12 protein-coding genes are annotated in these 13,773 nt (G+C 59.0%); 3 read left to right on the top strand and 9 right to left on the bottom strand.

Annotation, left to right across the window (positions count from 1 at the left end):
• Window positions 1-126 precede the first annotated feature (126 nt).
• The gene (gene psrA / locus PSH66_RS08120; RefSeq protein ID WP_003172576.1) at window positions 127-834 is read right to left on the bottom strand and encodes a transcriptional regulator PsrA; all 708 of its coding nucleotides are present in this window, start codon (window positions 832-834) and stop codon (window positions 127-129) included.
• A 263-nt stretch (window positions 835-1,097) separates the two neighbouring features.
• On the opposite strand from psrA, the gene lexA reads away from it, so the two are divergent.
• Together lexA and sulA are read left to right on the top strand one after the other, a co-directional pair.
• Complete coding sequence (gene lexA / locus PSH66_RS08115; RefSeq protein WP_003172575.1) at window positions 1,098-1,706, top strand: transcriptional repressor LexA; 609 nt, start codon at window positions 1,098-1,100, stop codon at window positions 1,704-1,706.
• Between the two features lie 10 nt (window positions 1,707-1,716).
• Window positions 1,717-2,190, top strand: a complete 474-nt coding sequence (gene sulA / locus PSH66_RS08110; protein WP_003172574.1) for an SOS-induced cell division inhibitor SulA — start codon at window positions 1,717-1,719, stop codon at window positions 2,188-2,190.
• Between the two features lie 335 nt (window positions 2,191-2,525).
• Here the strand turns inward: sulA and PSH66_RS08105 are convergent, their stop codons facing one another.
• The 7 genes from PSH66_RS08105 to PSH66_RS08075 form a co-directional block, all read right to left on the bottom strand.
• Window positions 2,526-2,759 carry a hypothetical protein gene (locus PSH66_RS08105; protein WP_010212068.1) on the bottom strand — a complete coding sequence of 78 codons (234 nt, stop codon included), beginning with the start codon at window positions 2,757-2,759 and terminating at the stop codon, window positions 2,526-2,528.
• Between the two features lie 118 nt (window positions 2,760-2,877).
• Window positions 2,878-3,399: a DUF6586 family protein gene (locus PSH66_RS08100; protein ID WP_141064526.1), complete on the bottom strand. Its 522-nt coding sequence runs from the start codon at window positions 3,397-3,399 to the stop codon at window positions 2,878-2,880.
• Window positions 3,400-3,667: 268 nt separating this feature from the next.
• A complete protein-coding gene (gene topA, locus PSH66_RS08095; RefSeq protein ID WP_305428681.1) occupies window positions 3,668-6,289 on the bottom strand; it encodes a type I DNA topoisomerase in 2,622 nt (873 codons plus the stop codon).
• Window positions 6,290-6,403: 114 nt separating this feature from the next.
• On the bottom strand, window positions 6,404-6,640 hold the full coding sequence (locus PSH66_RS08090) for a DUF1653 domain-containing protein (RefSeq protein WP_003172568.1): 237 nt from the start codon (window positions 6,638-6,640) through the stop codon (window positions 6,404-6,406).
• Between the two features lie 94 nt (window positions 6,641-6,734).
• Window positions 6,735-7,910 carry an acetyl-CoA C-acyltransferase FadA gene (gene fadA / locus PSH66_RS08085; RefSeq protein WP_003172567.1) on the bottom strand — a complete coding sequence of 392 codons (1,176 nt, stop codon included), beginning with the start codon at window positions 7,908-7,910 and terminating at the stop codon, window positions 6,735-6,737.
• Window positions 7,911-7,939: 29 nt separating this feature from the next.
• On the bottom strand, window positions 7,940-10,087 hold the full coding sequence (gene fadB, locus PSH66_RS08080) for a fatty acid oxidation complex subunit alpha FadB (protein ID WP_141064524.1): 2,148 nt from the start codon (window positions 10,085-10,087) through the stop codon (window positions 7,940-7,942).
• Between the two features lie 487 nt (window positions 10,088-10,574).
• The gene (locus tag PSH66_RS08075; RefSeq protein ID WP_003172564.1) at window positions 10,575-11,012 is read right to left on the bottom strand and encodes a hypothetical protein; all 438 of its coding nucleotides are present in this window, start codon (window positions 11,010-11,012) and stop codon (window positions 10,575-10,577) included.
• A gap of 105 nt (window positions 11,013-11,117) precedes the next feature.
• Between PSH66_RS08075 and PSH66_RS08070 the strand changes: the two genes are divergently transcribed.
• Entirely contained in the window at window positions 11,118-11,558 is a 441-nt protein-coding gene (locus PSH66_RS08070) for a universal stress protein (RefSeq protein ID WP_305428680.1), read from the top strand.
• Between the two features lie 120 nt (window positions 11,559-11,678).
• Here the strand turns inward: PSH66_RS08070 and PSH66_RS08065 are convergent, their stop codons facing one another.
• The gene (locus PSH66_RS08065) at window positions 11,679-13,598 is read right to left on the bottom strand and encodes an ATP-binding cassette domain-containing protein (RefSeq protein ID WP_003172562.1); all 1,920 of its coding nucleotides are present in this window, start codon (window positions 13,596-13,598) and stop codon (window positions 11,679-11,681) included.
• Between the last annotated feature and the right edge of the window lie 175 nt (window positions 13,599-13,773).

Genomic DNA, 13,773 nt, shown 5'->3' with positions numbered 1-13,773 from the left:
GCCCACAACCCAGTGCGCCGACGTCGCGCGGCAAGCACGGCAAGCACAATGGGTTGCGGGTAAATAGCTGAAATCGGCATGGCGGCTAGCTTAGCGGATGCAAGCGGCCGCGCACACCCGCAGCGGTCAAACCTTGGCGGGAACCGGCACGGTTTTGCTGCGTGGACGCAACTGCGCAGCCGCCATCGTCGGGTCCGTCACGCCGGTTTCGGCGCGCATGCCGGCGGCGAGGAACGGCACCATCAGGCGCATGACCTGCTCAATGGAGGTGTTGACGCCGAAATCGGTCTCGGCAATCGCACGTAACGCCTTGATACCGGACATGCTGAACGCCGCCGCACCGAGCATGAAGTGCACGCGCCAGAACAGCTCGATCGGTGGAATACGTGGGGCGGCTTCGTTGACCAGCAACATATAGCGGCGAAATACCTTGCCGTACATGTCTTCCAGGTAGCGGCGCAGGTGGCCCTGGCTCTGGCTGAACGCCAGGCCCAACAGGCGCATGAAGATCGACAAGTCATTACCGCTGCGTGGCTGGACGACCAAGGCTTGCTCAACGAGGATTTCAAGCAGTTCTTCCAGGCTGGGCTTGTGGTCGGCCTTGGCCTGGCGACGCTCCAGCTCACGATCGAGACTGGCGCAGAACGGCCCGAGAAAGCGCGAGAACACCGCCTGGATCAGGGCTTTTTTCGAGCCGAAATGGTAGTTCACCGCGGCAAGGTTGACCCCGGCCTTGCTGGTGATCAGCCGCAATGAAGTTTCGGCGAATCCTTTTTCCGCGAACAATTGCTCGGCAGCATCGAGAATGCGTTCAACGGTTTCCGACTGGGCCATGGCTACTCCGCCTGACAAACACTTGTTTGAAACATACGTTTCAGGGTGTGTCTTGTCAAGTCTGCAGGTTCGCTTTGCGGCTGGGCAGTCATCTATTTCAGCGCTATTTAATCACATCCTTCCAGCTCTGTAGGCAGCGCTATCTCTACCTTGTAGGACGGATAAAGAACGACCGTCCAGCGGAGTCCCGAAAAAGGATGATTGCCAAGCGCAGTTCACTGTATATAATCCCAGTCACTGTATAAAAAGACAGAGCGATCAACATGCTAAAACTGACGCCACGCCAAGCTGAGATTCTGGCTTTTATCAAGCGCTGCCTCGATGACAACGGCTATCCGCCGACGCGAGCCGAGATTGCGCTGGAGTTGGGGTTCAAGTCCCCCAACGCCGCCGAAGAGCACCTCAAGGCCCTCGCTCGCAAAGGCGCGATCGAGATGACCCCTGGCGCTTCGCGCGGCATTCGCATCCCTGGCTTCGAAGCCAAGGCCGACGAATCGACCCTGCCGATCATCGGCCGCGTTGCAGCCGGTGCGCCGATCCTGGCGCAGCAGCACGTCGAGGAATCCTGCAACATCAACCCGACCTTCTTCCATCCGCGCGCCGATTACCTATTGCGGGTCCATGGCATGAGCATGAAAGACGTGGGCATCTTTGATGGTGACTTGCTGGCCGTTCACACCACCCGTGAAGCCCGGAATGGTCAAATCGTCGTCGCCCGTATCGGCGATGAAGTCACCGTCAAGCGCTTCAAGCGCGAAGGCAGCAAGGTCTGGCTCCTGGCCGAGAACCCTGAGTTCGCCCCGATTGAAGTGAACCTGAAAGATCAGGACCTGGTGATCGAAGGCTTGAGTGTCGGCGTTATTCGTCGCTAAAGGAGGCATCATGCAGATCGTGCACACCCCACAACACACACAACTGTCGCTGTTCGAAGCCTTTATGGCCCAACCTCTTGCGCCTATCCTCAAGGAGACGGTCGAAGCGCCCTGGGGCGCCGAGCCTGAGGCGTTCAGTGAGCTGTCGTTGCGCGGTGCTGCCGGAAGCTGCCTGAGCCTGCTGGCGCCCATCCTGCGTGAGTTGAGCGAGGAGCAGGATGCACGGTGGCTGACGCTGATCGCCCCGCCAGCCAGCCTCACCCAGGCCTGGCTGAGGGACGCCGGCCTCAACCGTGAGCGCATCCTGCTGCTGCAACCACGCGGCGCACAAAGCGCCCAGCAGTTGACCTGTGAAGCATTGCGCCTGGGGCGTAGCCATACAGTGGTGAGCTGGTTGAATCCGCTGAATGCGACGGCCAAGCAGCAGTTGATCAGTGCTGCACGTTTGGGCGATGCGCAGAGCTTGAATATTCGATTGGGATAATTGATGCACCAACGACCAGCCCTGCGATGAAGGGCAGCCTGTGATGAGGGGGTTTGTGCGATGAGCAGGCTTGTTGTGGTGAGCGGGCTTGCCCCGCGCTGGGGCGCGTAGCGGCCCTAACCAAAAGATGAATGCGATATATCAGGTAGTCCACGGTGCCTGGTTTGGGGCCGCTTCGCAGCCCAGCGCGTGGCAAGCCCGCTCACCACAATAAGCCAGTTCACCACAGCAATCCAATTCACCAAAACGAGCCAGTGTCCACAGAAGTCAGTTCATCTGAGGCCAGGTTCAGCACAGAAAACCAGGCTCAGCAGTAAGCTCATTCCTCACACGACTCAGTGCAGAACCCGCGGCCCGTCTTCTTTCTCCGGCTCGCCTTCCGCCAGCCGTCCGGCCATCTGCACACCCACGCTCAACATGGCTTTTGCCACTTCAACGTGCTGGCCCTGCAAAAACACTTTTGCGTCTTCGGAAAAATCCAGGATAACCAGAGAACCTTCGTCCTCGGCCCGGCGCAGCTCGATTCGACCGTCAGGCAGTTCAACAATTTCCAGAAAGGACGTCGGCATAAAAGTCTGTTCTCCACGAAAGGCCGGGATTATATCAGTCATACACCCAGCCTCGCTGAGGATCTGAACAGGTTTCTTTACAGCTTGATGAACGGTGCTTTTTGAGTCCGAGCCGCTATTAACACTCGTTAAGACCTTCACGAAAGCGCAGTGCCATCTTCTTCAGCTCTTGCCGCCAGCCTTCCAACTCCTCCCGACTCAGGGGCTTGGGCTCTTCCTCCTCCAACGTCACCGCCACGATCAGCGGTTGGGTCACGTCGCCCTTGGGCACATGGGGAACCCTTGGTGGCTGGAACATATCAGCATGGGCCTTGAGCAAACGCGCCACCCAGCTGTCGGGGCTCTGAGCCATTTCCACCAGTTCAGCCAGTTCGGGGATGGCCATGGACGCCAGCACTTCGCTGTTCATGATCATTTCCGCACGCGGCGAACCGGCCTGTGGCAGACGGTAGAACCCGGCGATCTCATGGCACAAGCCCAGCAAGGCGCCGTACAAGTGGAACAACGCCGCTTCACGTCCTGCCTGGACCAGCGCAATAGCATTCATCTCCTTCCCTTCCTCGGCCCGGCCGAGGGCTTCCAGGGACAAACCCGCAAAGTAAATTTTCTGATTGGTACGGGTATAGAGTTCGTTGGCCATAACGGCAAATCTCCACAACGAATAGGCAGGATGCTGGCTGAACAGTGTCACGGATCAGCCGAGCGCACTGCAAGTGCCATGAACGGCTGCTTATGCAGGTCAACACTCTACTTTCAGAAGCAAACAGATCCAAATGTGGGAGGGGCGGTGCGACGATTCGACTTGCTCCCGGTAGAGGTGCATCAGTCATACACATGTCGACTGATGCACCGCTATCGGGAGCAAGCCCCCTCTCACATTCAAGCGTCAGGTCAGCGTATCCGGTGGATCAAGCGCCCTGGCGCTTGTCCTCGACCTTCCACTTGCCGCCGTCGTAGAACGCTTTCCAGCCGGTAGGCTTGCCGTCCACTTCGGTCTGCACGTACTGCTCCTTGGTCTTGCGGCTGTAGCGGATCACGGCTGGGCGACCATCCGGGTCCTTCTTCGGCGCTTCACACAGGAAGTGGTACTTCGGATCGATCTCGTCCTTGTGCGGCACGATCTCCAGCACCAGCGGTGCACGGGTCTCGCGGTTTTTCGGGAACTGGCTGGCGGCCAGGAACAACCCCGAAGCACCATCACGCAGGATGTAGGTGTCGTTGACCTTCTCGCACTTGAGCTCAGGCATCTTCACCGGGTCCATCTTCGGTGGCGCCGCGTCGCCGCTTTTGAGCAGTTTGCGGGTGTTCTTGCAGGTCGGGTTGGTGCAGCCGAAGAACTTGCCGAAACGGCCGGTCTTGAGCTGCATCTCGCTGCCACACTTGTCGCACTCCAGGCTCGGACCTTCGTAGCCCTTGATGCGGTAAGTCCCCTCTTCGATCTCGTAACCATTGCAATCCGGGTTATTACCGCAGATATGCAACTTGTGCTTTTCATCCAGCAGGTAGGCGTCCATCGCCGTGCTGCAGATCGGGCAGCGGTGCTTGCCACGCAGGACCAGCGACTCGGACTCACCTTCGTCATCGGCAGCGATTTCATCACCCGGCACCAGGTTGACGGTGGCCTTGCAGCGCTCTTTGGGTGGCAGGCTGTAGCCCGAGCACCCCAGGAACACACCGGTGGATGCGGTACGAATCTGCATCGGCCGGCCGCAGGTCAGGCACGGGATATCCGTCATCACCGGCTGGTTGGCACGCATACCGCTCTCAGGGCTTTCGGCCACTTCGAGTTTCTTCTTGAAGTCGCCGTAGAACTCGTCGAGCACGTTTTTCCAGTCGCGCTCGCCCTGGGCCACGTCATCGAGGTTCTCTTCCATGCCGGCGGTGAAGCCGTAGTCCATCAGGTTGGAGAAGCTCTCGGACAGGCGCTCGGTAACGATGTCGCCCATCTTTTCCGAATAGAAACGACGGTTGTGCAGCGCCACGTAGCCACGGTCCTGGATGGTCGAGATGATCGCTGCGTAGGTCGAAGGACGACCGATACCGCGTTTTTCCATCTCTTTTACCAGGCTGGCTTCCGAGTAACGCGCCGGCGGCTTGGTGAAGTGCTGCGACGGGTCGAGCTTGATCAGCTTCAACGTGTCGCCCTGGGCCATGTCCGGCAGCACGTCGTCATCGCCAGGCTTGGCGATCTGTGGCATCACGCGGGTGTAGCCGTCGAATTTGAGGATACGGCCCTTGGCACGCAGCTCGAAGTCGGAAGCCGCCACGCTCACGGTGGTGGACAGGTATTGCGCCGGCAGCATCTGGCAAGCCAGGAACTGGCGCCAGATCAGCTCGTAGAGGCGCTCAGCGTCACGCTCCATGCCGCTCAGCTTGGCGGGCGTGGTGTTGGCGTCGGAAGGACGAATCGCTTCGTGAGCCTCTTGTGCGCCTTCCTTGCTGCTGTAGACGTTCGGCTTCTCCGGCAGGTACTTCTTGCCGAATTCGCTCTCGATATAAGTACGCGCCATCGCCACCGCGTCCAACGACAGGTTGGTGGAGTCGGTACGCATATAGGTGATGTAACCGGCTTCGTACAGACGCTGGGCCATCATCATGGTTTTCTTCACACCAAAACCCAGGCGGTTGCTCGCGGCCTGCTGCAGGGTGGAGGTGATGAACGGCGCCGACGGTTTGCTGCTGGTCGGTTTGTCTTCGCGCTTGACGATGCTGTAGCTGGAGGCCTTGAGCTTCTCCAGCGCGGCCATGGCCTGGGCTTCGTTCAGCGGCTTGAAGGCCTCGCCTTTCTCGCGAGCCACTTCAAAGCGCACGTTGGCGCCCTTGGCGGTGCCGAGGTCGGCGTGGACTTCCCAATATTCTTCTGGGTTGAACGCACGGATCTCGCGCTCACGCTCCACCACCAGCTTGACCGCTACCGATTGCACACGGCCGGCGGACAGGCCACGGGCGATCTTCGCCCACAGCAGCGGCGAAACCATGTAGCCCACCACGCGGTCGAGGAAACGCCGGGCCTGCTGGGCGTTGACGCGGTCGATGTCCAGCTCGCCCGGCTTGGAGAAGGCTTCCTGGATGGCTTTCTTGGTGATTTCGTTGAACACCACGCGCTTGTAGCGGCTGTCGTCGCCGCCGATGGCTTCGCGCAGGTGCCAGGCAATGGCTTCCCCTTCGCGGTCCAAGTCCGTTGCGAGATAGATGGTGTCTGCATCTTTGGCGAGCCGGCGCAGCTCTTCGATGACCTTTTCCTTGCCCGGAAGGATTTCGTACTTGGCCTTCCAGCCATGGTCCGGGTCTACGCCCATGCGCGAGACGAGCTGCTTGCGCGCTTTCTCTTTAGGCGTGAGCACCGGACCTTCGCCCGCAGCCGCCTTGCCGCGCTTGGCGGCTGGTTCCTTGCTGGCGCTAGCCGAACCGCTGGTGGGCAGGTCTCGGATATGGCCGATACTCGACTTCACCACGTACTCGTTACCCAAGTACTTGTTGATGGTCTTGGCCTTAGCCGGGGATTCCACAATGACCAGCGATTTGCCCATGGATCGGAAAATTCCTGAATTCGAGAAGTGAAAGGCAGTTGGCGCCTGACGCGGCAACGCTATATATAGTGGCAACCGGGTGAGGTCAAGCGCAGCATTCTGCGCGACCTGCCGTTATTGCCCTGAAAAAAGACTGGGTTCGGCCTGGACCAAAGCAAAGCGCGGGACCTGCTCGCCGTCAACTTCGACGGACTCCAGGAACATGCTCAAGGGGCGCACCCAAAAACCGTATTCGCCATACAGTGCTTGGTAGAACACCACTTCTTCTTCGGTTTCGGAGTGCCGCGCCACACTGAAAACACGGTACTGCGGCCCCTTATAATGTTGGTAGAGCCCTGGTTCAACTTTCATGCTCCGGCCCTCTTAGAAAATTTGTTAAAAAAATACAAAAAAACCCAAAAACAAAAACCGGGGCACTGGGCCCCGGCTTCCGTCAACTCAACGCTTAGACGCGTTCGAAGACGGTGGAAATGCCTTGGCCAAGACCAATGCACATGGTGGCTACCCCGAGGTTGCCGCCATTTTGCTTCATCACATTGAGCAAAGTGCCAGAAATGCGTGCACCGGAGCAACCGAATGGGTGGCCCAAGGCAATCGCACCGCCGTGCAGGTTAACCTTCTCGTTCATCTTGTCGAGCACTTTCAAATCTTTCAGCACTGGCAAGGCTTGTGCGGCGAAAGCTTCGTTGAGCTCGAAGAAGTCGATATCGGAGATGGAAAGGCCCGCGCGCTTCAAGGCTTTTTGTGTGGCCGGTACTGGACCATAGCCCATGATCGCCGGGTCCACACCCGCCACCGCCATCGAACGGATCACGGCCAGTGGCTGGATGCCCAGGTCCTGGGCACGCTGCGCCGACATCACGATCATGCACGAAGCACCGTCAGTGATTTGCGATGAAGTACCGGCCGTCACGGTGCCGCCCTTTGGATTGAAGGCGGGCTTGAGCGCCGCCAGGCTTTCCAGGGTGGTATCCGGACGAATGGTCTCGTCGTAGTCGAACAGTTTCAGAAAACCGTTCTCGTCGTAGCCGTTCATCGGGATGATTTCATCCTTGAACTTGCCTTCCACGGTCGCCTTGTGGGCGAGTTGGTGGGAGCGCACGCCGAATGCATCCTGGGCTTCACGGGTAATACCATGCATTTTGCCGAGCATTTCCGCGGTCAGGCCCATCATGCCCGACGCTTTTGCCGCATACAGGGACATGTGCGGGTTCGGGTCAACGCCGTGCATCATACTGACGTGGCCCATGTGCTCCACGCCGCCGACCACGAACACATCGCCGTTACCGGTCATGATCGCCTGGGCGGCCGTGTGCAGCGCGCTCATCGACGAACCGCACAGGCGGCTCACGGTCTGGCCGGCCGCGGTGTGCGGGATCTGCGTCATCAGGGAAGCCATGCGCGCGATGTTCCAGCCCTGCTCCAGGGTCTGGTTGACGCAGCCCCAGATCACGTCCTCGACTTCGTTCGGGTCGACCTTGACGTTGCGCTCCAGCAGTTTGCTGATCAGGTGTGCCGACATATCTTCGGCACGGGTGTTGCGGTGCATGCCGCCCTTGGAGCGGCCCATCGGTGTGCGACCGAAGTCGACAATCACCACGTCTCTTGGATTCAAGCTCATAAATATTCTCGCTCTAGTCGTTTGGGCGCTTAACCGAAGAAGCTCTGGCCATTGCTGGCCATTTCACGCAGCTTCGCGGTCGGGTGGTACAGCGGGCCCAAATCAGCGTATTGATCAGCCAGGGCAACGAATTCAGCCACACCGATCGAGTCGATGTAACGCAGCGCACCGCCACGGAAGGGAGGGAAGCCAATACCGTACACCAGGCCCATATCGGCTTCGGCGGCGGTCTCGACGATGCCGTCTTCCAGGCAACGCACGGTTTCCAGGCACAGGGCGATCATCATCCAGTTAATGATGTCCTCATCGGACACTTCACGCTGCTCGTAGATGACTGGCGCGAGTACCTCATGCACCGAAGGATCAGCGACTTTCTTCTGCTTGCCCTTCTTGTCGGTCTCGTAGGCGTAGAAGCCCTTGCCGTTCTTCTGGCCCAGGCGCTTGGCGTCGTAGAGCGCGTCGACAGCCGAGCGGCGGTCGTCCTTCATGCGGTCCGGGAAGCCTTCAGCCATCACGTCGCGACCGTGGTGGCCGGTGTCGATACCGACCACGTCCATCAGGTACGCCGGGCCCATGGGCCAGCCGAATTTTTCCATCACTTTGTCGATGCGTACGAAGTCCACACCGGCGCTGACCAGCTTGGCGAAACCGCCGAAGTACGGGAACAGCACGCGGTTGACCAAAAAGCCCGGGCAGTCGTTGACCACGATCGGGTTCTTGCCCATTTTCTTGGCGTAGGCAACGGTGGTGGCAACGGCCAGCTCGCTGGACTTCTCGCCACGGATCACTTCCACCAGCGGCATCATGTGCACCGGGTTGAAGAAGTGCATGCCGACGAAGTTTTCCGGACGCTTGAGGGCCTTGGCCAGCAGCGAGATGGAAATGGTCGAGGTGTTGGAGGCAAGGATGGTGTCGTCTTTGACCTGGGCTTCCACCTCAGCCAATACCGCCTGCTTGACCTTCGGGTTCTCGACAACCGCTTCGACCACCAGGTCGACATGGCCGAAATCGCCGTAGGACAACGTAGGACGAATGCCGTTGAGCACTTCAGCCATTTTCGCAGCGGTCATGCGACCTTTATCAACGCGGCCCACCAGCAGCTTGGCGGCTTCCGCCAGGCCCTGCTCGATACCGTGCTCGTTGATGTCTTTCATCAGGATCGGCGTGCCTTTGGACGCCGACTGGTAGGCGATACCGCCACCCATGATACCGGCGCCGAGTACGGCAGCCTGTTTCACGTCCTTGGCAATTTCGTCATAGGCCTTGGCTTTTTTCTTCAGTTCCTGATCGTTCAGGAACAGGCCGATCAGACTCTGGGCAGCCGAGGTTTTCGCCAGTTTGACGAAGCCTGCCGCTTCCACTTCCAGGGCTTTGTCGCGACCGAAGTTCGCGGCTTTCTGGATGGTCTTGATCGCCTCAACCGGCGCCGGGTAGTTCGGGCCGGCCTGGCCGGCCACGAAACCCTTGGCGGTTTCGAACGACATCATTTGTTCGATGGCGTTGAGCTTGAGTTTTTCCAGCTTCGGCTGGCGCTTGGCCTTGTAGTCAAATTCGCCACTGATGGCGCCTTTGATCAGGTTCAGAGCGGCTTCAGCCAGCTTGTCCGGGGCAACCACAGCGTCGACGGCACCGACTTTCAGCGCGTCTTCGGCACGGTTTTCTTTACCGGCGGCGATCCACTCGATCGCGTTGTCCGCGCCGATCAGACGTGGCAGGCGCACGGTGCCGCCGAAACCTGGGTAGATGCCCAGTTTCACTTCCGGCAAACCGATTTTGGCGGTGGCGGACATGACGCGGAAGTCCGCAGCCAGGCACATCTCGAACCCGCCGCCCAGCGCGATGCCATTGATCGCGGCAACGGTCGGCACGTTGAGGTCTTCGAAATCGCTGAAAATCTTGTTGGCTTCGAGGTTGCCAGCCACCAGCTCGGCATCGGGCAGCTTGAAGTTGTCGACGAATTCGGTGATGTCAGCGCCGACGATGAATACGTCCTTGCCGCTGGAGACGATCACACCTTTGATCGATGCATCAGCCTTGATGGTGTCTACGGCCTGACGCAGTTCATTCAGGGTTAGACGGTTGAACTTGTTGACGGACTCACCCTTGAGGTCGAATTTCAATTCGACGATGCCACTTTCAAGAGCCTTAACCGTGATGGCTTTACCTTCGTAAATCATCAACTGATCTCCACGATATGGAAGCTGAACAGTACACACTGGACGCTGGCCTCTGGTTTGACATTGACAGTTGCATCAATGCTCACGCCAATCCGCCAGGCACACCCGCCAATGCGATAGTCGGGGTTCTGTATGAACGGTCTGACAGACAAACGCTCAATTCATACGCCCGTTTGATTTGGGTACGCCACCTTCATCCAATTCCAGGCAATTGTCAATCGCCCGAAAGGCCAGGAAAAAGGCGACTTTCCAGTCATTTTCAGAACCTGCCCCCAGGCACGCGCCGCGTCAATATCGCATTATTCATGAAATCAATAATTGAAAAGATTTGGCAAAGGACTGTACAGAACCGGATATGCCGCTAGGCTAGCGACAACCGTAACGCGCCTGGATGAACATCCGACGCGACAAACACTGATTTACCGGCCTGCCTGGCCAACTCCAGCCCGATGATGATGTCGGGCTTTTTATTGCCTGCTGCTTTTAATCAAGCCAAGGCCTTGAGCAGGGCATCAATGGCCAGCAAATCACTTGCTTCGCCCTTCTCGCCCCAATACAAAGCGATCATTTGCGTGTCAGCTTCCACCTTGTAAACGTTGGCCGGCAACGTCGCAAAATGCGGCAACAACTTCTCATCCACACACACTTCGCGCCACTGGTTGACCCACACACCCGGCTCCAACTGCCAATAACTCCAGATCGACGGTGTGCTGCCGCGCCGTGGCCGGCAATACTGCGCACAGGGGCTTGGCGGCTCCTGCTTGAGCCAGTGCGGCCACTCCTGGGGCGCCAGTTGCATGGCCAGGCCGATACGTCGCGCCTCCATGCGCAGGGCCATGCGCCCGCTCTGCCCACGCGACGGGCGCAGCCAGGCCAGGGGGCTTAAAACCACCGCAAGGATTGACACCACTATCCACACCGTCATATGTGTACTCCCGAATTTCTAGATGAGCGGATTTGACCTGACGCAACCCCATCCGCTTGAAAGCAGCCATACTGAACTTATTGCAGTCCCTTGGAGGAACGCCTCATGCCCTACCAACATATTCTGGTCGCTGTCGACCTGACCGAAGAGTGCGATCCGGTGATCAAGCGCGCGCAGGAATCTGCATTGGCCAATGGCGCCGTACTATCGCTGGTGCATATCGTCGAGCCCATGGCCATGGCCTTTGGCGGTGACGTACCGATGGACCTTTCCCAGTTGCAGCAACAACAATTTGACCAGGCCAAGGAGCGCCTGGACCGTTTGATTCTCAAATACCCGCATCTGAAAAAGGAAAACTGCCACCTGACATACGGCCAACCGCGCCAGGAAATCCACCACTTGGCCAAGGAAAAGGCTTGCGACTTGATCGTGGTGGGTAGCCATGGTCGTCACGGTTTGGCGTTGTTGCTGGGTTCTACTGCCAATGATGTGCTGCATGGCGCGCCATGTGATGTGCTGGCGGTGAAGCTGGTCAAGAGTTCATAAGACCACTGAAGATCAAAATGTGGGAGGGGGCTTGCCCCTCCCACATTTAAACCGCATTTCATATGAAAAAGCCCGGCGCTCATAGAAGAGCGCCGGGCTTTTTTATTGCCCGCGAATCAATCAGGCATCCAACTCAGCCCAACGCTCAACCAGCACTTCCAGCTCCTGGTTCAACGCCTCCAGCGAAGCGATGACCTTGGCGGTTTCCGCCGCAGGACGCTGGTAGAAACCCGCGTCGGCCATTTCTGCTTCTACCGCGGCGATCTGCTGTTCCTTGGCGTCGATATCACCCGGCAAGGCTTCCAGTTCCCGTTGCAGCTTGTAACTGAGTTTCTTCTTGGCGGCGGGCGCGGCTTCCTGTGCCGGTGCGGCAGCAGCGGCAGGTGCCACCACCGCCGAGTTCAAGTCGGCCTTGCCGGACTTGCTCTCGGTCACACCCAGCAGGCGCGGTGAACCACCCTGGCGCAGCCAGTCCTGATAACCACCGACGTACTCGCGCACCTTGCCTTCACCTTCGAAGACCAGGGTGCTGGTGACCACGTTGTCGAGGAATGCCCGGTCGTGGCTGACCATCAGTACCGTGCCGTTGAAGGTCAACAGCACCTCTTCCAGCAGTTCAAGGGTTTCCACGTCGAGGTCGTTGGTCGGTTCGTCGAGCACCAGCAGGTTCGCCGGTTTGCTGAACAGTTTGGCCAGCAGCAAACGCGCACGCTCACCACCGGACAAGGCTTTGACCGGCGTACGCGCACGCTGCGGGCTGAACAGGAAATCGCCCAGGTAGCTCAACACATGGCGGCTCTGACCGTCGATGTCGATAAAATCGCGGCCTTCGGCCACGTTGTCGATCACGGTTTTTTCCAGGTCCAACTGATGGCGCAACTGATCGAAGTAGGCCACATCGATACGCGTGCCCTCTTCCACGCTGCCGCTGGTCGGTTGCAGACCACCGAGCATCAACTTGAGCAAGGTGGTCTTGCCGGTGCCGTTGGCGCCCAGCAGACCGATACGGTCGCCGCGTGCCAGGACCATGGAAAAGTCCTTGATCAGGAACGGGCCGTCCGGATGATGGAAGCTGACATTCTCCAGCACCATCACCTGCTTGCCCGATTTGTCGGCGGTATCCAGCTGGATATTGGCCTTGCCGGTACGCTCGCGGCGTTCGCTGCGCTCGACACGCAACGCTTTCAACGCACGCACGCGGCCTTCGTTACGGGTGCGGCGCGCCTTGATGCCCTGGCGGATCCAGACTTCTTCCTGGGCCAGTTTCTTGTCGAACAACGCGTTGGCGGTTTCTTCCGCGGACAACGCGGCTTCCTTGTGCACCAGGAAGCTGGCGTAGTCGCCGTTCCAGTCGATCAGGCCGCCACGGTCCAGCTCCAGGATGCGCGTGGCCAGGTTTTGCAGGAAGGAACGGTCGTGCGTGATGAACAGCACGGCGCCCTGGAAATCCTTGAGCGCTTCTTCCAGCCAGGCAATCGCGCCAATGTCCAGGTGGTTGGTCGGCTCATCGAGCAGCAGCAGGTCGGGCTCGGACACCAGGGCCTGGGCCAGCAGCACGCGACGACGCCAGCCGCCGGACAACTGGGCGAGGGTCTTGTCGGCCGGCAGTTGCAGGCGGCTCAGGGTGCTGTCGACCAGTTGCTGAAGACGCCAGCCGTCACGGGCCTCAAGGTCTTGCTGGACGTGCATCAGTTTGTCCAGGTCCTCTTCGGTGACGCAGTTCTGCGCCAGATGATGGTACTGCGCAAGCAGTTCGCCAACGCCGTCCAGGCCCTCGGCAACCACGTCGAACACTGTCCGTTCGTCGGCCACCGGCAATTCCTGCGGCAATTCGCCGATCTTCAGGCCTGGCGCGCGCCAGACAGAGCCTTCATCGGGCTTCTGGTCGCCTTTGACCAGCTTCATCATGCTGGACTTGCCGGTGCCGTTGCGGCCGATGATGCACACCCGCTCACCACGGGCGATCTGCCAGGACACCTTGTCCAACAACGGCATAGCGCCGAAAGCAAGGGACACATCGCTGAATTTGAGCAGGGTCATACGCTTCTCCAAAAACTGGGCGCGCATTCTACCTGAGTTGAGGGTGGGATGCGGCCCGCATTTTCACTGCTGATACGTTCTGTAGGACATTTCTGGCGAACTTGAACGAACCGCCCGGCAAAGCTTTCGCCCGCCGCTGGCAAAAGGCTAAGCTAGGGGCAATCAGTGTCGGCGG

It is taken from the genome of Pseudomonas sp. FP597, from assembly GCF_030687435.1.
Classification (GTDB): Bacteria; Pseudomonadota; Gammaproteobacteria; order Pseudomonadales; family Pseudomonadaceae; genus Aquipseudomonas; species Aquipseudomonas lactucae.
The sequence above is the reverse complement of the archived record's forward strand: the minus strand, read 5'-3'. Positions and strand labels throughout refer to the sequence as shown.

Excerpts from the sequence above, each read along its gene's own strand:
- psrA (WP_003172576.1), bottom strand. The coding sequence starts at position 834 with ATGGCCCAGTCGGAAACCGTTGAACGCATTCTCGATGCTGCCGAGCAA.
- lexA (WP_003172575.1), top strand. The coding sequence starts at position 1,098 with ATGCTAAAACTGACGCCACGCCAAGCTGAGATTCTGGCTTTTATCAAG.
- sulA (WP_003172574.1), top strand. The coding sequence starts at position 1,717 with ATGCAGATCGTGCACACCCCACAACACACACAACTGTCGCTGTTCGAA.
- PSH66_RS08105 (WP_010212068.1), bottom strand. The coding sequence starts at position 2,759 with ATGCCGACGTCCTTTCTGGAAATTGTTGAACTGCCTGACGGTCGAATC.
- PSH66_RS08100 (WP_141064526.1), bottom strand. The coding sequence starts at position 3,399 with ATGGCCAACGAACTCTATACCCGTACCAATCAGAAAATTTACTTTGCG.
- topA (WP_305428681.1), bottom strand. The coding sequence starts at position 6,289 with ATGGGCAAATCGCTGGTCATTGTGGAATCCCCGGCTAAGGCCAAGACC.
- PSH66_RS08090 (WP_003172568.1), bottom strand. The coding sequence starts at position 6,640 with ATGAAAGTTGAACCAGGGCTCTACCAACATTATAAGGGGCCGCAGTAC.
- fadA (WP_003172567.1), bottom strand. The coding sequence starts at position 7,910 with ATGAGCTTGAATCCAAGAGACGTGGTGATTGTCGACTTCGGTCGCACA.
- fadB (WP_141064524.1), bottom strand. The coding sequence starts at position 10,087 with ATGATTTACGAAGGTAAAGCCATCACGGTTAAGGCTCTTGAAAGTGGC.
- PSH66_RS08075 (WP_003172564.1), bottom strand. The coding sequence starts at position 11,012 with ATGACGGTGTGGATAGTGGTGTCAATCCTTGCGGTGGTTTTAAGCCCC.
- PSH66_RS08070 (WP_305428680.1), top strand. The coding sequence starts at position 11,118 with ATGCCCTACCAACATATTCTGGTCGCTGTCGACCTGACCGAAGAGTGC.
- PSH66_RS08065 (WP_003172562.1), bottom strand. The coding sequence starts at position 13,598 with ATGACCCTGCTCAAATTCAGCGATGTGTCCCTTGCTTTCGGCGCTATG.